13 protein-coding genes are annotated in these 19,403 nt (G+C 61.2%); 5 read left to right on the plus strand and 8 right to left on the minus strand.

Going from position 1 to position 19,403, the window contains the following annotated elements:
- The first annotated feature begins 155 nt into the window (after nucleotides 1-155).
- Nucleotides 156-1,112 carry an alpha/beta hydrolase gene (locus NL64_RS17080; RefSeq protein WP_034149252.1) on the plus strand — a complete coding sequence of 319 codons (957 nt, stop codon included), beginning with the start codon at nucleotides 156-158 and terminating at the stop codon, nucleotides 1,110-1,112.
- Nucleotides 1,113-1,337: 225 nt separating this feature from the next.
- Here NL64_RS17080 and NL64_RS17085 read toward each other — a convergent pair whose 3' ends face one another.
- From NL64_RS17085 to pvdM, 5 genes are all read right to left on the minus strand, one after another.
- A complete protein-coding gene (locus NL64_RS17085; protein WP_034149253.1) occupies nucleotides 1,338-3,818 on the minus strand; it encodes a TonB-dependent siderophore receptor in 2,481 nt (826 codons plus the stop codon).
- A 271-nt stretch (nucleotides 3,819-4,089) separates the two neighbouring features.
- On the minus strand, nucleotides 4,090-5,739 hold the full coding sequence (locus tag NL64_RS17090; protein WP_034149254.1) for a cyclic peptide export ABC transporter: 1,650 nt from the start codon (nucleotides 5,737-5,739) through the stop codon (nucleotides 4,090-4,092).
- Between the two features lie 189 nt (nucleotides 5,740-5,928).
- Nucleotides 5,929-6,801: a dihydropyoverdine dehydrogenase gene (pvdO, locus tag NL64_RS17095; protein ID WP_034149255.1), complete on the minus strand. Its 873-nt coding sequence runs from the start codon at nucleotides 6,799-6,801 to the stop codon at nucleotides 5,929-5,931.
- A 236-nt stretch (nucleotides 6,802-7,037) separates the two neighbouring features.
- A complete protein-coding gene (gene pvdN, locus NL64_RS17100) occupies nucleotides 7,038-8,318 on the minus strand; it encodes a pyoverdine-tailoring periplasmic protein PvdN (protein WP_034149256.1) in 1,281 nt (426 codons plus the stop codon).
- Nucleotides 8,319-8,347: 29 nt separating this feature from the next.
- The gene (gene pvdM, locus NL64_RS17105) at nucleotides 8,348-9,697 is read right to left on the minus strand and encodes a pyoverdine-tailoring dipeptidase-like protein PvdM (protein ID WP_034149257.1); all 1,350 of its coding nucleotides are present in this window, start codon (nucleotides 9,695-9,697) and stop codon (nucleotides 8,348-8,350) included.
- Nucleotides 9,698-9,940: 243 nt separating this feature from the next.
- Here pvdM and pvdP point away from each other — a divergent pair, with 243 nt between their 5' ends.
- A complete protein-coding gene (gene pvdP, locus NL64_RS17110; protein WP_034149258.1) occupies nucleotides 9,941-11,560 on the plus strand; it encodes a pyoverdine maturation tyrosinase PvdP in 1,620 nt (539 codons plus the stop codon).
- A 130-nt stretch (nucleotides 11,561-11,690) separates the two neighbouring features.
- Here the strand turns inward: pvdP and NL64_RS17115 are convergent, their stop codons facing one another.
- Genes NL64_RS17115 through NL64_RS17125 form a run of 3 tightly spaced genes read right to left on the minus strand, consistent with a single transcriptional unit; the run spans nucleotide 11,691 to nucleotide 16,239 of the window.
- Nucleotides 11,691-13,085 carry an efflux transporter outer membrane subunit gene (locus NL64_RS17115; protein WP_034149259.1) on the minus strand — a complete coding sequence of 465 codons (1,395 nt, stop codon included), beginning with the start codon at nucleotides 13,083-13,085 and terminating at the stop codon, nucleotides 11,691-11,693.
- Nucleotides 13,086-13,092: 7 nt separating this feature from the next.
- Nucleotides 13,093-15,066: a MacB family efflux pump subunit gene (locus NL64_RS17120; protein ID WP_034149260.1), complete on the minus strand. Its 1,974-nt coding sequence runs from the start codon at nucleotides 15,064-15,066 to the stop codon at nucleotides 13,093-13,095.
- Nucleotides 15,067-16,239, minus strand: coding sequence for an efflux RND transporter periplasmic adaptor subunit (locus NL64_RS17125; protein ID WP_034149261.1), 1,173 nt, complete (start codon nucleotides 16,237-16,239; stop codon nucleotides 15,067-15,069).
- A gap of 398 nt (nucleotides 16,240-16,637) precedes the next feature.
- On the opposite strand from NL64_RS17125, the gene NL64_RS17130 reads away from it, so the two are divergent.
- From NL64_RS17130 to NL64_RS17140, 3 genes are all read left to right on the plus strand, one after another.
- On the plus strand, nucleotides 16,638-17,120 hold the full coding sequence (locus tag NL64_RS17130) for a sigma-70 family RNA polymerase sigma factor (protein ID WP_034149262.1): 483 nt from the start codon (nucleotides 16,638-16,640) through the stop codon (nucleotides 17,118-17,120).
- Nucleotides 17,121-17,265: 145 nt separating this feature from the next.
- Nucleotides 17,266-18,603 carry a lysine N(6)-hydroxylase/L-ornithine N(5)-oxygenase family protein gene (locus tag NL64_RS17135; protein ID WP_034149263.1) on the plus strand — a complete coding sequence of 446 codons (1,338 nt, stop codon included), beginning with the start codon at nucleotides 17,266-17,268 and terminating at the stop codon, nucleotides 18,601-18,603.
- A 323-nt stretch (nucleotides 18,604-18,926) separates the two neighbouring features.
- Complete coding sequence (locus NL64_RS17140) at nucleotides 18,927-19,385, plus strand: response regulator (protein ID WP_253277094.1); 459 nt, start codon at nucleotides 18,927-18,929, stop codon at nucleotides 19,383-19,385.
- The last annotated feature ends 18 nt before the right edge of the window (nucleotides 19,386-19,403 follow it).

Raw genomic sequence — 19,403 nt, forward strand, 5'->3', positions numbered from 1 at the left:
TTGTGGCGAGGGAGCTTGCTCCCGCTGGATTGCGCAGCAATCCCTCTTTTGGGGCCGCTTCGCAGCCCAGCGGGAGCAAGCTCCCTCGCCACATGTTCGTCGCTCGTAACTGTCTTGCCCGATTATTGACCTCTTTGTGTAAAAGGATTCGCCCCATGGCCGTGTTGCCAGAACTGGAAGCTTTTCTCGAACTCGCCGAGTTCGGCCGCCTGACCGGCAAAAGTCGCCCGATGCACGAACAGACGCCGCAACAGGCGCGGATCGACTTCGAAGCGGCTTCGGGTTTTCTCGATGTGCCGCTGGAGCACATCGCCTGTGAGGACTTCTCCATTGCCGCGCGGGATGGTCATAACCTGCCAGCGCGGTTGTATCGCGACGGCCAAGCGGTCGAAGGACTGCAACCGGTGATGCTGTATTTCCATGGCGGCGGCTATGTGGTTGGCAGCCTCGATTCCCACGATGCGCTGTGCCGACGGCTCGCGGCGCAGGGTGGTTTCGCCTTGTTGACGGTGGATTATCGTCTGGCGCCGGAGTGGCGTTTCCCGACGCCAGTGCAGGATGCCTGCGATGCGGGCAACTGGCTCGTCCGTGAGGGTGCGGCCCATGGTTTGGATGCTACGCGGGTGGCGTTGGCCGGAGACAGTGTCGGCGCGACGCTGGCCACGGTGTTGTCGATCATCGCCGTGCGTGAACCTCAGGAACTGGCGTTGAAACCCAAGGCGCAGGTGCTGGTGTATCCGGTCACCGACGCTACGATTCACCGCGCTTCGCACCGGGATTTTGCCGAGGGGTATTTGCTGGAAACCCCGACGCTGGACTGGTTCTACGCCCACTACGGACGTACCCCGCAGGACCTGGCGGACTGGCGCTGTTCGCCGTTGCTGGCCGACGATTTGTCAGGCGTGGCGCCGGCACTGGTGTACTTGGCCGGGCATGATCCGTTGCATGACGAAGGCCTGGCCTATGCCGAGCGTTTGCAGGCTGCGGGTAATGACGTGACGTTGCTGGAACAGCCAGGCATGACCCATGACTTTTTGCGTATGGCGGGGTTGTTAAGCGAGGTGGAAGGGATTCATGCGCAAGTGGCGGAGTGGGTGCACTCGCGATTGTGATTTGAATTTTTTGTGGCTGGTCCGAGGGTTTGTGGTGAGGCAACTATCGCCATCGCTGGCAAGCCAGCTCCCGCAGTTATTGCGTCGTGCTCAAATAATGCGATCCACATCAATCCTGTGGGAGCTGGCTTGCCAGCGATGGCGGCATCACTTTCACCAAAACCCTTCAGCCATAAAAAAATGCCCGCATCTCACGATGCGGGCATTTTTCATTTCAGCTCAAACTCAGAAGTCGTACTTCGCGGTCAGTTGCAGGTTACGCGGCTCGCCGTAGAACGTGGTGCCGAAGTTGCCCAGGCCAGTCAGGTACTTCTTGTCGAAGACGTTGTTGGCGTTGGCGGTGAAGCTCAGGTGTTCGTCGTATTGAAAACGCGTCATCAGGTCGACAAGGGTGTAGCCGCCTTGTTTGAGATTGACGGTGGAGCCCACACCACTGCCATCGACGCTAGGGTTGAAGCTCTGGCCGTAGAACGAACTCTGCCAGCTGACGCCGCCACCGACGGTGAACTGGTCCAGCGCGCCAGGCAGGCGGTAGGTGGTAAATGTACGCACCACATGCTCGGGTTTGGTGGTGGCCAGCGGGAAGCCGAAGATGCGTTGCTCGTCTTCGTCGCGGGTACGGGCGTAGGTGTAGCCGGCCGACAGGTTCCAGCCTTCGGCCAGTTCGCCGGCCATCTCCAGTTCCAGGCCTTGGGTGGTCGCGCCGGAGATTGGCTTGTAGACGTCCTGTCCGGTGCTGGTGTCGGTGGTGACGTACTGGGCGACGTTGTCCTGCTCGATGCGGAAGAAGGCCAGGCTGGCGTTCAACTTGCCTTCGAAGTAGGCCGCTTTCAGACCGGTTTCGTAGCTGTTGCCTTCAACCGGTTCCAGGGTCTTGCCACTGGCGTCCTTGTAGATTTGTGGCTGGTAAATGCTGGTGTAGCTGGCGTAGACCGAGTAGGTATCGTCCAGGTCATAGACCACACCGGCGTAAGGCGTGACGACGCCGTGTTCCTTGTAGCTGGCGTGAGTGTCGGCAAGGCCCGCACCCGGGTAGTAGCTGTAATCTTCGTTGTACTTGAAGGTGCTGACACGGCCGCCGAGGATGAACGACAGGTCGTCGGTCGGACGCAGGCGCGTGGCCAGGTAAGCGCCGTTCTGGCTCTGGGTACGCTCGTATTTGCCGTTTTTCGGGAACTCCTGTTTGCCGATGTGACCTTCCCAGTCAAAGATGTTGCCCGGCACCAGCTCGAAGGCGCTGGAGTCGTAAGTTGCACCGGTCTGGCGGGAGTGGGAAGTCATGAAGCCCGCCACCAGCTCATGCTCGCGACCACCCAGGGAGAACGGGCCGGAGACGTTGATGTCAGCTGTGTTTTGTACGCGATGGCCTTCCCAGCGCCCCCAGTAAAAGAACATGCCTTCGCCGGTGGCGCGATCCGGGTAGCCGCCGCTGGCCGAGGCCAGTTGGGTGTCGTGATCGGTGGTTTTCTGATCGAGGCTGACTTTGAGTTTCCAGTCATTGGCCAGCGCTTGTTCCAGCGAGGCGAAATAGGTGGTGCTGTCGAAGTCACGACGGCTCCAGTCAGAGCCCGGGTTGAAACTGCGGGAGAACTCGGTGCGGCCGCCGTCGGTGTAGAACGGCGAGTTACCGGTCCAGGAACTGCCGCGCGGGGTGGCGCTGGACTGGTCGACGCCCAGGGTCAGCAGGGTGTCGTCGGTCAGGTCGGCTTCGAGGACGCCGTAGTACAGGTCTTTTTTCTGGCTGTAGTGGTCGATGTACGAATCTTTGTCTTGCAGGGCGCCGACGAAGCGGCCGCGCACGCTGCCGGTATCGTTGAGAGAGCCGGAGACGTCGCCTTCGGTGCGGTAGTTGTCCCACGAACCGGCGGTGGCGCTGACTGAAGCCTTGAAGTCCTTGGTCGGTTTTTTACGGACCAGGTTGACGGTGGCGGCCGGGTCACCGGCGCCGGTCATCAGGCCGGTCGAGCCCTTGATGATTTCGATGCGGTCGAGGCTGGCCGAATCGTCGCTGTTGTTCGGGTTTTCACCGTAGACGCCGTCGTAGGGAATGTTGACGCCATCGTACTGAAAGTTGGTGATGGCAAAGCCCCGGGCGGAAAACTCGGTACGGTCGCTGTCGTACTTCTGCATGGTGACGCCGGGGGTGTTGCGCAAGGCGTCGCTGACACTGGTGACGCCACGGTCGTCCATTTGCTGGCGAGTGACCACGGTCACCGACTGCGGCGTTTCACGGATGGTCAGCGGCAACTTGGTGGCGGTGGTGGTCGCGCCGGTGGTGTAGGAACCGGTGTCTTCGGTGGTCAGGCCCAGGGCCTGGCCGGAAATGGTGGTCGCGCCCAGTTGCAGGCTCGAGCCGCTGCCGGATACCAGGGTCACGCTGTTGCCGTTGATCTGGAACGAAATGCCGGTGCCTTTGAGCATCTCGGCCAAGGCAGCGGATGGCTCCAGCGAACCGGAGACCGCGCGGGACTTGATGCCCGCAACCTGATCCGGGCTGTAGAGGATTTGCAGGTTGGTTTGCATGCCCAGTTCGGTCAGTGCGCTGGACAGCGGTTGTACGGCAATACTCACTTTCACAGGTGCAGCATTGGCCATCGAGCTCCCCAGCAAGGTGGCGGTCAGCAGTACGCTGGTCAACAGGTTTCTGTGCAGAGTCGGGCGCTGTACGGCCAGCGCGAGAGGTGTGCGGCGTGGAAGAGATCGCATTACTTGCCTGTGCTCCTGAAAAGTGTCGTGCAGAGTTTTTGTTAATAGGAATGATTATTAAGACGGGGCGCGAATGCGAAACCGGAAAAGAAATTTCAAAATGATGAACGAGTGAGTTTTCAGGTGGTTCTTTTGAAGAGGTTTCCTGTGGCGAGGGAGCTTGCTCCCGCTGGACTGCGCAGCAGGCCTTGGCTTTTTGGGGGCCGCTTCGCGACCCAGCGGGAGCAAGCTCCCTCGCCACAAATGGGTTTCAACCACAGATCTCAGCTAATCAGGCAGGCATCAGCTCGGTGACAACCCGTCCGCTCTCCATGCGCACCAACTGGTCCGCGACGTCGAAATAACGGTCGTCGTGGGAGATCACGATGATGGTTTTGCCCAGTCGTTTCAGGTCCGGCAGCAGCTCGGTGTAGAAGATGCGGCGGAAGGTCGGGTCCTGGTCGGCGGCCCATTCGTCGAACACCAGCACCGGGCGTTCTTCCAGCCAGGCATTGACCAGCGCCAGGCGTTTGCGCTGGCCGGTGGAGAGGTCAGTGGTGGTGAAATTGCCGTCCTTGACGCTGACCTTGTGCGCGATCTCCAGGCGTTGCAGGTACTTGTTGGCGTCTTCCGGGATCTGCATGTCGCCCTGGACCACATCATCGAACAGGTAGTAGTCGGCGAAGATGGTGGTGAACAACTGGCGATAGTCATCGCGGTTTCGGGCGTCGATGGTTTCGCCATTGACGCGGATTTCGCCCTGCTGCGGCGTGTACAGGCCCAGCAGCAACTTGATCAGCGTGGTCTTGCCGCAACCGTTCTCGCCGACGATGAAGGTGATGTCGCCTTGTTTGATCGACAGGTTGACCGGCCCCAGTTGAAACGGCGCGGCACCGTCCACCGACGGGAACGCGTAGCGCACATCGGCCAGTTGCAGCTCGTGCACCGCAGGTTTGACGTTGCCTTGATCGCTGAGCAGCAGGTGCGGCTCAGGGGTGGAAAACTGCTCCGACAACTCGGCGATACGGCGGAAGGCAATCTGTGCGCGGCTGACGATGGGCAGGGTGCTGATCAAGTGTTCCAGCGGACCTTTCATGTACAGCAGCACCAGCACGAAGCCGCTCATCACGGTTTTATCGGCGCTCGGCCAGAAGGTTTGCAGCGCCAGGGCCAGGCCGATAACCACGAAGAACAGCATCGAGCCGAAGGTCTTGGCGATGACGAAGGTGTTGATCGAACGCACTTGGGTATTGCAGATGAACTCGGCGGTGGCCTTGATGCCGGACGTGAACATGCGCTGGCGGCGTGGCCGGTGGATGCGCAGTTCCTTGGCGCCTTCGGCAATCGCGTTGTAGTGCTTTTGCAATTCGTCTTCGGCGTCGCGGGCGGCCATGAAACCCTGCACGCCCTTGCTTTGGGCGTAGGCCTGGATCGCCGTGCCGATCAGGATCGCCGCGACCATGATCAGGAACATCGGCCACGACAGGATCGCCAGGTAACCCATGCAACCGAGGGTCACGGTGACGGAAATCGCCAGCGGCGCGAAGGCGAAGGCGAAGTCGCTGATGGTGTCGACGTCGTGGGTCAGCACCGGGATCAGGCGATGGCTGCGGTAGCGCTCGATCTGTTCGATCGGCGCCGACAGGACCTTTTCACCCAGCTGTTTGCGCAGCTTGGCGATGATGTGCTGGCCGACGTAGTTGGTGCCGATGTCGGAACAGATCGAACTGGCCAGCGCCAACAGACACAGGCCGGCGAACAGTGCGACCACGCCTTGGGTCAGGCCGGTTTGCGAATGCAGGGCATTGTTGATGGTCGCCAGCAGCACAGTGACGCTCAGGCCGCCGACCATGCCCAGGAAGATGGACGCGGCGACGATGAGCCGAAAAGGTTTCAACAGGGCGAACAACTCGCCGATGGCGCCACGGGTTGGCTGGGTCATGGAAGACTGTTCCTTGGGTCGTAAGGCAGATACCCAGTAGAACGTCTGGTCGAGCACGTAATTTAGCGCTCACTGACAACACGGACCCCTGTAGGAGCTGCCGAAGGCTGCGATCTTTTGATCTTGTTTTTAAACAATCATCGCCAAAAGATCGCAGCCTGCGGCAGCTCCTACAGGGGGGATGTGAATTTAGAGGTCGCGCACTACGCGAAAGCCCATCCAGTCGCCACGCTCCTGCGGATACTGGCTGTTGCGGTTGCCGGAGCGGGAGAACACCGGCGCTTCGCCCCAGTCATTTCCGCGAATGCGCACGGCTTCGCAATTGGGTTCCAGCCAGGCGCTGCCATCGGTGGGGGCGCCGATGTAGTTCGGGTGTTCGCAGTCTTCGACCCATTCGTAAACGTTGCCGTGCATGTCGTACATGCCGAAAGCGTTGGGCGGGTAGCTGCCCACCGGCGAACTGAAGCTGTAGCCGTCCGTTGGGCCATAGGTGTTGGCATGTTTGGCGATGCTGTATTCCTTGCCTTCATCGAACGGGAAGGGGAACGGGCCTTTGCTGCCGCCACGGGCGGCGTATTCGCGCTGGGCTTCGCTGACCATGCTGTACTTCTGCCCGGTTTTCTTCGACAGCCAGGCGACGTAGTTTTTAACGTCATCGAAGTTCATGCACACCGCCGGCTGACGCGGGTTCTGCGGATAACGCGGCTTGCTGGCGATGCACTCGCGACCGGGCCGGGTATCGCCGTTGGCGATGGTCACGCCGCTCTCGCGTATGTAGTTGTCCCACTCACCGGCGGTCACCTGGAAACGGCTCATGGCGAATGGCTTGGCGAAGGTCACGTCATGCATCGGCCCTTCATCGGGTTCGCGGCCCACTTCGTCTTCCGGGGTGCCCATGGTGAAGGTTCCGGCGGGCAATACGATCATTTCCGGGCAGTCGCGGCAGTCTTTGAATACTTTGCCGGGTGGCGGTGGAGTGGCGGCCTGGGCAGCAGCCGGAAGCAGCATGAGGGCGGACAGGGCAAGGGCCTTGAGTGGCGCGTGCGGGAAGTTATGAGTCATGAGTCCTCTCAATCAAGAAAAACGCAATTGCGGCCAAACGGCTTGCTTGTGGCCAGGCAGGTGTCTGTGGCGAGGGAGCTTGCTCCCGCTCGACTGCGCAGCAGTCGCAATACCCTTGCACGCGGTGTGTCAGACACAACTGTGCGCGCAGGTTTTGGGGCCGCTTCGCAGCCCAGCGGGAGCAAGCTCCCTCGCCACGTAAAAGCGCCATGGCCACAGGCGGGAGGGCCACGGCTTCATGCGGTTTTGTTGAGCAGCGCCACGAAGCGGTCGATTTCGTGTTCGCTGTTGAGCAGGCCCGGGGCGATGCGCACCACGGGCCCGGCATCGCGCTCCACGGCATCGCAGACCACGCGGTTTTGCATCAGCCCGCCAGCGACCTTTTCGCAGTCCATATCCTTGATCCGGAAGAAGGTAAAACCGGCGGACAGCTGCGGACTTTGCGGGGTGACCAGCTCGACCTGCGGCTGCTCCCGCAGGCGATTCTTGGCGTAAGTATTGAGTTCGTGGATACGCGCCTGAACCTCAGCCTTGCCCAGATACAGATGCAACTTGAACGCTTCGTCTGCGGCCCAGCGGTGTTCGAAGCTGTGATAGCCGCCGGGGGTCATGATGGTCGAGAAGGTGGTGGCTTCGGAGAAGGTCGGAATGATCGGCGTGACGTCCTTGAGCTCGGCCGAGCGGGCGCAAATGATCCCGGTGCCACGGGGGCCGAACATCCATTTGTGGGTGCCGGCGATGAAGAAGTCGCAGTGCATGTCGGGAAACTCGAGGTCCTCGACACCAAAGCCGTGCACGCCGTCGACCACATAGAGAATGCGGTCCTTGTCGTCGCGCTTTTGGTTCTGCTCTTCGACCAGTTTGCCGATTTCGCCGATCGGCAGTTTTACGCCACTGCCCGATTGCACCCAGGTCATGCCCAGTACACGGGTTTCAGGACGGATGCCTTTAGTGATCGAGTCCAACACTTCGTCCACCGAAATATCGCGGCTGCTCTCGAACAGCTTGAGCTTGCGCACCTTGGTACCCTGGCGTTGCTGGCGGAATTCCAGGGTGTAGTGGGTGGAATAGTGTTCGTGTTCGCTGACCAGGATTTCCTGATCCGGGCGCACATGAATGCCGCCATAAATCATCGCCAGGCCTTCGGTGGTGCTGCCGGTGAGGGCGATCTGTTCGGGCTTGGCATTGAGGTAGCGCCCGGCCCAGACCCGCACGTTGTGCTCGCGCTTCTCGGTTTCCTGCAAGTCCCAATCCATCGCCCGGCCAGGGTTGCGGTCGATGTTGGCGCGGTGCAGGTCGATGGCGTTGCGCACTGGCGTGGGGTGCGAGGTCACCAGGAAATTGGCGAAGTGCAGGTAATCCGGATCCTGATTGAACAACTGCCGCAATTGCGCCCATTTACCCTTGGGTAACGGTGGCGGAGTGCCGGCCAGCGCCGGCAGGTTCACACCGGCAGTCAGGGGCAGGCCGGCGGCGAGAATGCCGGCCTGCTTGAGGAAAGAACGACGGTTGGTCATGGCTCGGTTCGCTTATACAAAAGAGGAAATCAGTTTTTCGCCACAGGCTTGGAGGACTTCTGCACCTGGTCCCAGACCCGCAGGAAATTGCCGCCCCAGAGCTTGGCGATATCGGCCTCGCTGTAGCCGCGACTGATCAGTTCGGCGGTCACGTTGCGCGCCTCGCTGACGTCCTTCCAGCCATTGAGGCCGCCGCCATCGTTGAAGTCGGAACTGATGCCGACGTGATCGATGCCGATTTTCTTCACCGCGTAATCAATGGCGTCGCCGTAATCCTTGAGAGTGGCTTTGGGTTCTTCGTCGACAATCGCGTAGAGCTGGCTGGCGTACTCGCCGAAACGCTGCTCGGACCACACGGTGATGATTGGATCGCCCGGCATCAGCGCCATCTCCAGGCCCTGCAACGGTTGCAGGTCGAAACGCGCGCGCAGGGCGTTGAGTTTGTCCTGGGTGGCCTGGCTCAGCGGGCGGATGTAAGTCGGGAAACCAACGATCTGCACCACGCCGCCGCTGTCCTTGATCAGTTGCATTTCGTGGTCGCTGAGGTTGCGCGGGATGTCCACCAATGCACGCGGCGCCGAGTGCGATGCAACCATCGGTGTGCGGCTCAACCGGGCCACTTGCTCCAGGGCCTTGGTCGACATCTGTGACACATCAATGATCACACCGAGGTCGTTGAGGCGATGCACCGCTTGTTTGCCGATGTCCGAGAGGCCGCCGAGGGCGTCCCGGGAATCGTTGAAAAACGGCAGCGGCCGCGACGAATCGGCCCAGGCGTTGTTGCCTACATAACTGAAGCCGAACATACGCATGCCCCGGGCCGCCCAGTTGTCCAGGGCGTTGAGGTCGTTACCCAGCGGGTAGGCGTTGAGCATGCTGAGGAAAATCGCGAACTTGCCTTCGCCATGCAGGCGGCGGAAATCGTCAGGGGTGTAGGCGATGGCGACCTGGTTGGGGAAGTCGCGCACCATCGTCGAGATGATTTTGTAGCGGGTTTCCTGCTCGAACCGCGCTTCTTCGACGAAACCGGCGGTGGGCCGATGCGGCGCGTTCTCGCCGTTCCATATTTCCGGCCAGCCAAAGATCGTCAGGGCCGCGCCGGACAAACGTCCGCGTCCGGTCTTGATCAGGTCGAACTGGCCGCTGCCGTCCTTGTCGGCTTCATTGCCGGCGGTGCCAAAATCCATCGGCACGGTGATGTGGCTGTCGAACGAGAGCAGGCGCTCCTGCAACTCGTCGGCCTGTTTCATGACCTTGGCCGGGTAGCCGGGATTGTCCTTGAACCAGTAATCCCAGGCCGCGAAACCGGCACCGGCGCTGATCGCCAGGGCCAGCGGCAGGCCGATGAAAAGAGCCTTTTTCGAACGTGGTTTTGTCATTGCCGTCTCGGTCAGGGTTGCCGCCCCGGGATGGGCGCTGGGGGCTTTGCTATCTGGTGAGAACGTATGGGTGACGAAGGAATTTAGTGTTTGTGCGGGCCCCATCGCTGGCAAGCCAGCTCCCACAGTGAACACCACTGTCAACTGTGGGAGCTGGCTTGCCAGCGATGCTTTTAAATTTCGGCGGGCAACAAACGTTCTAGCTTGGATAAAGCCTGCTTCATGGCTGACACAGGTAGGGCAATGACGATTTCTCGACGATGGTTCATGGCAGGCCTGGCGCTGACCGGCGCGGCCGTGCCTGCGGCTTTTTATGGGCATCGCGAATGGACGAAACCGGATCCGACGATCACCCCCGGCGAAGCGACGTTCGATGTCGCGGATGTCGCCGGGCAACGCTTGGCGGACACGCTGCGCGGTGTCTGGCAGATTCGTTTCGAGGGTCGTGATGCGGGGCTTGAAGGTTTGCCTCTGGACGGGCTGGAAGTGTTTCTCGACATCGGCCACAAGGGGCGCGGCCTGATCGGTTTTCTCGACACCGCCGAGCGTTTGCGCTCGAACGAACAACCGCGCTACCGGGTGCTCGGCGATCTGGCCGGGGTCAAACCGGCGCAGTTGAGCTGGCGCTTGCTCGGCAGCCAGGGCACTTGCGCCTACGAATTCAGCATGGCGCTGGACGAAGTCTGGGCCGGGTTCGGTAATGCCGGCAGCGGTTCGCTCAGTGGTCGCGTGGTGGATCTGGACCGCCCGTTGATGATGACCGCCCAGGATAATCACTTCATCGCCGTCAAACGGGTATTCCCGGAGGCTCGTGAGCGTACGGGGCTGAACCCGACGTTGCTGGCTTGGCTGGTGTCACCCGAACATCGTCTGTTTCACCAGCTCTGGCATGCGTCCCGGGACAAATGGCACACATTGCCCGAAGACAAGCGCAGCGCCTTGCGCGGCATCGGCTGGCAACCCGGCCCGCGAGACAAGGAGCGCGACGCCCGGGGCAAGCGCAAGGATCGCAACGGCTCGGGCGTGGATTTTTTCTTCATGCACCGGCACATGCTCGGCACGGCGCGTTCGATGATGGATTTACCGTCCTGGCAGCAGTTCCCGCTGCCACAACCGGAACTGGCACGGGATCGCATCGGTTTCGCCCATTACTTCGACAACCATGACGGCACGGCATTGCCTCCGACGTGGCTGGCGGATGACGATGCCGAATACTCGCAATGGGTCGCCGACATCAAGACCGCCGAGACCTATCACAGCAATTTCCAGGTTTGGGAGTCGCAGTATCGTGATCCGCGTTATCTGTCGAAGTTGACTCTGGGGCAGTTTGGGTCGGAGGTGGAGCTGGGCCTGCACGACTGGCTGCACATGCGCTGGGCTTCGGTGCCGCGCGATCCGTCCAACGGCCACCCCGTGCCGTTCGCCCGCGATCCGTCGGACTTTTCCGCGCGCTGGTTTGCGCCGGAAAACGACTTTCTCGGCGACCCGTTTTCGTCCCATGTGAACCCGGTGTTCTGGCATTTTCATGGCTGGATCGATGATCGCCTGGAAGACTGGTTCCGCGCCCATGAGCGTTTTCATCCGGGGCAGGTGAGTCGGCTGGAGGTCAATGGCGTGCCGTGGTTTGCGCCGGGGCGCTGGGTGGAAATCGATGATCCGTGGCTCGGTCCGGGAACCCACGGTTGCAGCACCACGCCGGGGTTGCAGGCGGGCAAGTCGGTGGAAATGGACCCGGAGACCATGAAGCTGGCGTTGCGCATTACCTTTGGCGAGGATGAAAAGAAGCTCGCGGATCTGTTCCGGAAGGTGCCGCAACGGCCGTGGTACGCGCGGCATTTGAAGGCCAAGCAAAGACAGGTTTGAGGACCGCGTTATCGTTCGATCGCTGGCAAGCCAGCTCCCACAGGTTATGCGTCGTGCACAGGTCGTGCGGCAAACTTAACCCGCTGTGGGAGCTGGCTTGCCAGCGATGGCGGCCTCTCAAACGCCGCAATTACAGAACCTGCCACCCTCCACCCAACGCCTTGTACAACGCAATACTCGCCTGCATCCGCGACAGCCTTAGCTGCACATTCAAATCCTGCGCCGCATACAGCGTGCGCTGGGTTTCCAGTACGGTCAGCAAATCTTCGGCCCCGGCCTCATAGCGACTTTGCGCAATGTTGAAGGCTGTCTGCGCCTGGCTCAGTTCTTCGCTTTGCCATTGCCGCTGTTGGTCCAGTCCACGAATGCTGTTCAGTGCCCTTTCCACGTCGGCGAAACCATTGATGATCGCGCCGCGGTAGGTTTCCAGCAGTTCTTCCTGGCGGGCCGTGGCCTTGTCGCGCTCGGCGCCTAGGCGACCATTGTTGAACACCGGGGCGAGCAGTCCGGCGGTCAGGTTGTAGAACGGGCTGCGCAGAATGTCGCCAGCACTGTCGGCGCCGGAGCCGATTTCCGCGCTCAGGGTCACGGTCGGGAACATCGCAGCGCGGGCGACGGTGACGTCAGCCTGGGCGGCGGCCAGTTGCGCCTCGGCCCGGGCGATGTCCGGACGGCGGCTGAGCAACTGGCTGGGCACCCCGGCGTCGATGGCCGGCCATGACAATTGATCGAAGTGTTCCTGACCCAGCGTCAGTTCCTGCACCGGGCGGCCGAGCAAGGTGGCGAGGCTGATCTGTGCGTCCCTGGCCTGTTGCTGCACCAGCGGCAATTGCCGTTGTTGTGCCGCCACCAGGCTTTTCTGCTGGGCTAATTCCAGAGCCGTCGCAGAGCCGGAATCGAAACGGGTCTGCACCAGTTTCAACACGTTTTGCGCATTGGCCAGATTCAACTCGGCAATGCGGCTCTGCTCCTGCAACGACAAGGTTTGTGCGTAGCCGTTGGCCACACCGCTGAGCAGCGTCAGCTCCACGGTCGCTTGATCGAACTCGCTGGCCTGCAAGGCGAATTGCGCACTGTCGCGGGAGGCGCTCTGGCCGCCCCAGAAGTCGATTTCATAACTGGCACTGAGGCTGGCGTTGAAGTAATCGACGGCGCTGTTGTCGCTGTCTGCGTCCAGTTGGCTGTAGCCGTCGCCGCGCAGCAGTTTCTGCCGATTGGCATTGAGCGCGGCTTTGACCTCCGGCAGCTGCGAACCGCCAGCGACCACGGTTTCGGCCTGCGCCTGGCGCACCCGGGCCATGGCGGCGGCCAGGTCGTAACTGCCGACCCGCGCCTGTTCGATCAGCCGTCCCAGCTGCGGACTGCCGAAACGGTTCCACCATTGCCGGTTGTCATGAACGGCGCCTTGGGTGTGCGGTGAGTGCCAAGTGGCGGGTGGCTGGATGCCGCTGTCCGGGCGCTGGGCGGAACTGCCACAAGCACCGAGCAGCAGGCAGAGGGTCAACAGACTCAATTGCGGCTTCATGGAGAAATCATTCACTGGTAAGGGCCGTGACCGGGTCGAGTCGGGCAGCTTTGCGGGCCGGCATGAAGCCGAAGACAACACCGGTGACCAGGGCGCAGCCGAAGGCGCCGAGCACCGCTATCAACGAGAACGCGACGGCGACTTCACTGAGGATCAGCACGCCGCCGACCATCAGCGCCAGGGCGATCCCGGCGAGGCCACCGACCACTGAGAGCATCACCGCTTCGGTGAGGAACTGGCGCAGGATGTCGCGTTGCCGGGCGCCAGTGGCCATGCGAATGCCGATCTCGCGGGTACGCTCGCGCACGGTCATGAGCATGATGTTCATCACGCCGATGCCGCCCACCAGCAGCGAAATCGCCGCGATTGAACCGAGCATCAGCGACAGGGTGTTTTGCGTGCGCGCTTCGGCCTGGATCATCGCCGCATTGTTGGTCAACTCGAAATCCTTCTTGCCGTTGTGCAGGCGCAGCATCAACTGTTCGATGGCGTGTTCCGTCTCCTTGACCTTGCGCGCATCGGCGGCGGCAATCGCGATGTACTCCGGGTTATGCGTGCCGAACAAGCGCACGCTGGCGGCGGAGTAGGGGATGGCGATGCGGTCGTCGCTGTCGGAATCGCCGGAGCTGGCGCCTTTTTCCGCCAGCACGCCGACCACCTGGAACGGCACGTTTTCGATCAGGATGTACTGGCCGATAGGGTTGGCCACGTCCTTGAGCAATTTGGTCCGCACTTTGTGGCCGATCACCGCCACCGCTGCGGCGTTCTGTTCATCGGCTTCGGTGAAGTAGCTGCCTTCGACCACCGGCCAGTTGAAGATCGCCGGGAAGTTGGTGTCGTTACCGCCGACGTAGCTCAAGTGGTCGAGGTTGCCGAAACGCACCCCGGCTTCCTGGCCGTTGACCGGCATGATGCGCATCACTTGCGGCAGGCTCGCCACGGCTTTGACTTCGTCGAGGGTGACGATGCCCAGCGGCGTGCGCGGATTGGGCGACGAGCCACTGAGGTAAATGATGTTGGAGCCGAACGCGCCCATCTGCGCCATGACCTGGCGCTTGCTGCCTTCACCGACCGCCAACATCACCACCACCGAAGCGACGCCGATGATGATGCCGAGAAGGGTCAGCGCGGTGCGGAACTTGTTGATCCACATCACGCGCCACGCGGCCTGCACCGCGTCGACCAGTTCGCCTTTCCAGGCGCCAGTTGCTTCGGCGCCTTCGCTCAGGCGTTTGCGTAAATCGACGGCTTGAAGGGCGCCGGGGTTGGCCGAGTTTTGCGCGGCGGGATTGTCCCGGGCGCTGTCGCTGATGATCAGGCCGTCGCGGATTTCGATGATGCGCTTGGCCCGCGCCGCCACTTCGCGGTCGTGGGTGATCAGGATCACCACGTGGCCCTGGCTCGCCAGTTCGTCGAGCAGCGCCATGACTTCCTTGCCGCTGTGACTGTCGAGGGCGCCGGTGGGTTCGTCGGCGAGGATGATGTGGCCGCCGTTCATCAAGGCGCGGGCGATCGACACCCGTTGCTGTTGCCCGCCGGAGAGTTGGTGCGGGCGGTTGCCGGTGCGCGTGGCCAGGCCGAGGCGGTCGAGCAGGGCGGCGGCACGGGCGTGGCGTTCGGCGGCCGGAGTGCCGGCGTAGATCGCCGGCATCTCGACGTTTTCCTGGGCCGAGCCGGACGGGATCAGGTGGTAACCCTGAAACACGAAGCCGAACGCCTCGCGGCGCAACCAGGCCAGTTCATCACTGTCGAGGGCGGCGACGTTTTCCCCGGCGAAGCGGTATTCGCCCGAGGTCGGGCGGTCGAGGCAACCGAGGATGTTCATCAACGTCGACTTGCCGGAACCGGAGGCGCCGACAATCGCCACGAATTCCCCGGCATGGATCGACAGATCGATACCGCGTAACACATGAACTTCAGGAGCGTCGCCACCGCCATAGGCTTTGCGGATGCCTTGCAGTTCGATCAGGGGCGTCTGCATTCAACCGCCACTCCCGTCGGCCGGACCGATCAACAGGTGATCGCCTTCCTGCAAGCCGTCGAGGATCTGTACCCGCAGGCGATCGCTGATGCCGGTGCGGACGTTGCGCTGTTCGATGCTGCCGTTCTTGGCCACCACTTGCGCGATCTGGCGATCGGCCTGTGCGCCTGCTTGCAGCGCGGCGATGGGTGCGGTCAATACGTTTTGCGCCTGGTCGGCAACGAAAAATACCTGGGTGGTCATTTCCGCCATCAAGGCATTGTCAGCGTTGTCGACGTCGAGCAAAACGGTGTACAGCACCACGCGCGCGCTGCCACTTTTGCTTGAGCTGGCGGGGCTGCCACCGCCCTGGCTGGTTTGATCCAGGGGTTTTGGCGGCACCGGAAGAATCTGCCGTACGGTGCTTTTCCAGCGCCGGGTGCCGCCGCTGAGGGTGGTGAACCAGGCGTTCATCCCGGGTTTGACGTGGCCGATGTCGGCTTCGGAAACCTCGGCCCAGACGGTCATCGGCGACAGTTTGGCGATGCGCAGAATCAGCGGTGTCTGTTGCTGGGCGTTGAGGGTCTGGCCCTCACGGGCGTCGAGCGCCACGACGGTGCCGGACATCGGCGCGTAAATCCGCGTGTAACCGAGTTCGGCCTGATCGCTGCGCAGGCTGGCCTGGGCCTGGCGGATTTGCGCCTGGAACATGTCGATGCGCGCCTGGGTGGCGCGCAGTTCGGCCTCGGCGGTCTGCACGTCTTCTTCGCGGGTGGCGTTGCCGGCCTTGAGGTTTTGCTGGCGCTGGAATTTCTGTTTCGCCAAGTCGTGTTGTGCCCGTTGCTCCTGGAGCTGCGCCTTGAGGTTTTCGATGGAGAAACGCCCGGCGTCGAGTTTGGCCTGTTGCGTGGACGGATCGATTTCCACCAGCAACTGACCTTCCTTGACCACGTCACCGACTTCCACGTGGATTTTTTGAATCTGCCCAGACGCCTGGGCGCCGACGTCGACGTAACGCCGTGGTTGCAGGGTGCCCAACGCGGTGACGCTGCTTTCGATGTCGGCGCGGGTGACCTGCACGGTCGCGAACTGGTCACGGCCGGGCGGGATGATCTGCCAGGCGGCGACGGCGATAACGGGGATCAGGCTGAGTGCGGCAAGCAGGGCGCGTCGGGTCTGACGGGGATGTTTCATGCAGGGTTCCAAAGCAGTTAAACACTGCCGTGGAGCCGGCAGGGACATGGAGCTGTCCTTGTAGACGAGGACGGCAGCGGGGAATTTAGCCCGCGACACATGGCGTAACACCTGCGCCCGTACCTGTGGATCTGCAGGACCTGTAGGAGCTGTCGAGTGAAACGAGGCGGCGATCTTTTGATCTTTAAAAATCAAAAGATCGCAGCCTTCGGCAGCTCCTGCAGGGGGCGTACTGGCGCTAGACCATGACTATTTGTCGGGCAAGCCAAAGCAATACTTTAAATCTATATGAGAATTACTATAAATTACGCATCTCAAACTGCCACTATCGTGCCGTTGCCTGTTTTTGGCGTCGATAGCCTGGTTCAAGGACAGAAACCGCCCCCCGTGCCGGAGTCATGTTGGAAAACTACTATCGCGAGCTGGTGTGTTTCCTGAACGCCAAGCTCGGCAACCGTCAGGTCGCCGAAGATGTGGTGCATGACGCTTATCTGCGGGTCCTGGAACGCTCCAGCGACACGCCGATCGAGCAGCCGCGAGCCTTTCTTTATCGCACCGCGCTGAACCTGGTGATCGACGATCACCGGCGCAATGCCTTGCGTCAGGTCGAGTCGCTGGAAGTGCTCGACAATGAAGAACGCTATTTCAGTCCGTCCCCCCTCAGCAGCCTCGATCACGGCCAGCGCCTCGACATGCTCCAGCGTGCCTTGGCCGAACTGCCTCGGTTGTGTCGCGAGAGTTTCCTGCTGCGCAAGATCGAAGGTTTGTCGCACCCGGAGATCGCCGAACAGCTAGGCATTTCCAAGGCGCTGGTCGAAAAGCACATCGTCAATGCGATGAAGCATTGCCGGGTGCGGATGCTGCAATGGGATGCCCATTGATCTTCGCGATCATCTGTTCTTGTTAAATTTTATTTCACTGTCCTCGTTCCTAATCAACAGACGACCTGCTGTCCTGCTCAAGGCTGGTCAGGTCACTTAGGCTTATCTCCCCGCCGCTCGGGGGTTTCTCCAGAGGACACTGGAAATGACACAGGCAATTGCATCGCCCATCGTTCACGACCTGATCGGCGTCGGTTTCGGCCCTTCGAACCTGGCGCTGGCCATCGCTCTGCAAGAGCGCGGGCTGAGCCAGGGCGAGCTGGATGTACTGTTTCTCGACAAGCAAGCCAACTACAGCTGGCATGGCAACACCCTGTCGACCCAGAGCGAGTTGCAGATTTCCTTCCTCAAGGACCTGGTGACCCTGCGCAACCCGACCAGCCCTTACTCGTTCGTCAATTACCTCAAGGCCCACGCACGCCTGGTGGACTTCATCAACCTCGGCACCTTCTATCCGTGCCGCATGGAGTACAACGACTACCTGCGCTGGGTCGCTGCTCAGTTCGACAAGCAGAGCCGGTACGGCGAAGAGGTGCTGACCATCGAGCCGGTGCTGCACAACCAGCAGGTCGAAGCATTGCGGGTGATTTCTCGCGACGCCACCGGGCATCAACAGGTGCGCACCACCCGTTCGGTGGTGGTCAGCGCCGGCGGCACCCCGCGCATTCCTGAGGCGTTCAAGGCACTGAAAGATGACGGTCGCGTGTTCCATCACTCGCAGTACCTGGCGCAGATGGCCAAACAGCCGTGCGTGAACAACCAGCCGATGAGCATCGCGATCATCGGCGGCGGTCAGAGTGCGGCGGAAGCCTTTATCGATTTGAATGACAGCTTCCCGTCGGTGCAGGTGGACATGATCCTCCGTGGTTCGGCGCTGAAACCGGCGGACGACAGCCCGTTCGTCAACGAAGTGTTCTCGCCGGAATTCACCGACCTGGTGTTCCAGCAGGAAAGCAGCGAGCGTGAGCGTCTGGTCAACGAGTACCACAACACCAACTATTCGGTGGTGGACATCGACCTGATCGAGCGCATCTACGGGATCTTCTACCGGCAGAAAGTCTCGGGCATTGCCCGTCATGCGTTCCGCACCCTGACCACTATCGAAAAGGCCACCGCCACCGAGCGCGGCATTGAACTGGTGGTGCGCAACAATGCGAACGGTGAAGTCACGGTTCGGCATTACGACGCTGTGGTGTTGGCCACCGGTTACGAACGCCAGATGCACCGCAAATTGCTGGCGCCGCTGGAGCAGTACCTGGGGGATTTCGAGGTCGATCGCCATTACAAACTGATCACCGACGAGCGCTGCAAGGCTGGCATTTATATGCAGGGCTTCTGCCAGGCCAGCCATGGTCTGAGCGACACCTTGTTGTCGATCCTGCCGATTCGCGCCGATGAGATCGCCGGGTCGTTGTATGACCATGGCAAGCATCGAGGGCATGGCCGGTCGGTGGTGGATTTGTTGTTGGCGACTGCCAGCTGACATCTTCGGCGGCCTTGAGGCCGCCATCGCCAGCAAGCCAGCTCCCACAGTTTGATCTTTGGGCAAAATATTTGTGTTCACTGAAGATCCCTGTGGGAGCTGGCTTGCCAGCGATGAGGCCCTGAAGAACCCTACAACTTTTGATTCCTGAACCCGTCCTGAAGAACCCCGCGATTCCCCCAACGAACCCCAGCGCTGCGTAACGCGTAGCCAACGGGGCTCGGGATTTAGGAAAAGTCCTACAGAAAGCTCAAAGGGTCTTCCGTAGCCTTGCAGCCTCAATAATCTGCCGCGCTTCGGGGGCCACGGTGTCGAGCAAGTCCTTGCGTATCCTGATCGCTGACGAACAACACTTTAATTGCCTCAGAATCGAACGCTGCTTCAATCAGCTCGGGTACTTCCGTGTGGCTCCAGTGCACTGCCTCGAAGAGCTGCTGACGCTGGTGTGCTTCGCGAGCGAGCCATTCGATCTGCTGGTCGTCAACGCCGCGTTGGGGGGAGGGAAGTTGGATGTGCTCGACTTCTGCCTCGATAACCGGCAGTTGGAGCGGGTGTTGATCTACGACGGCCGGGCGGCGCAGCTACCCGGCATTGCGGCCGGCGAGCAACGAAAGGTTCAGATTAGCCACGCGTTGCTGCCCGATCTGGCAGCGATCCAGCGCTTGATGGATCGTGGATCGCTGCGTGCCGTTCGTCGGCACTGTCATTTCTGTCAGGTAGTTCGCCCCGGCATTCCATGCAAAAGTCTATGCGCAGCCGCTGCGTCTAACCCGGGCCTTTAGTGCCCAATCGTCGTGTTT

The organism is Pseudomonas fluorescens, assembly GCF_000802965.1.
Taxonomy (GTDB): Bacteria; Pseudomonadota; Gammaproteobacteria; order Pseudomonadales; family Pseudomonadaceae; genus Aquipseudomonas; species Aquipseudomonas fluorescens_A.

Bases quoted from the DNA above. Each gene is read 5' to 3' on its own strand.
- NL64_RS17125 (WP_034149261.1), bottom strand. From the start codon at position 16,239: ATGAAACATCCCCGTCAGACCCGACGCGCCCTGCTTGCCGCACTCAGC.
- NL64_RS17115 (WP_034149259.1), bottom strand. From the start codon at position 13,085: ATGAAGCCGCAATTGAGTCTGTTGACCCTCTGCCTGCTGCTCGGTGCT.
- NL64_RS17130 (WP_034149262.1), top strand. From the start codon at position 16,638: ATGTTGGAAAACTACTATCGCGAGCTGGTGTGTTTCCTGAACGCCAAG.
- pvdM (WP_034149257.1), bottom strand. From the start codon at position 9,697: ATGACAAAACCACGTTCGAAAAAGGCTCTTTTCATCGGCCTGCCGCTG.
- pvdO (WP_034149255.1), bottom strand. From the start codon at position 6,801: ATGACTCATAACTTCCCGCACGCGCCACTCAAGGCCCTTGCCCTGTCC.
- NL64_RS17090 (WP_034149254.1), bottom strand. From the start codon at position 5,739: ATGACCCAGCCAACCCGTGGCGCCATCGGCGAGTTGTTCGCCCTGTTG.
- NL64_RS17085 (WP_034149253.1), bottom strand. From the start codon at position 3,818: ATGCGATCTCTTCCACGCCGCACACCTCTCGCGCTGGCCGTACAGCGC.
- NL64_RS17135 (WP_034149263.1), top strand. From the start codon at position 17,266: ATGACACAGGCAATTGCATCGCCCATCGTTCACGACCTGATCGGCGTC.
- NL64_RS17080 (WP_034149252.1), top strand. From the start codon at position 156: ATGGCCGTGTTGCCAGAACTGGAAGCTTTTCTCGAACTCGCCGAGTTC.
- pvdP (WP_034149258.1), top strand. From the start codon at position 9,941: ATGACGATTTCTCGACGATGGTTCATGGCAGGCCTGGCGCTGACCGGC.
- NL64_RS17120 (WP_034149260.1), bottom strand. From the start codon at position 15,066: ATGCAGACGCCCCTGATCGAACTGCAAGGCATCCGCAAAGCCTATGGC.
- pvdN (WP_034149256.1), bottom strand. From the start codon at position 8,318: ATGACCAACCGTCGTTCTTTCCTCAAGCAGGCCGGCATTCTCGCCGCC.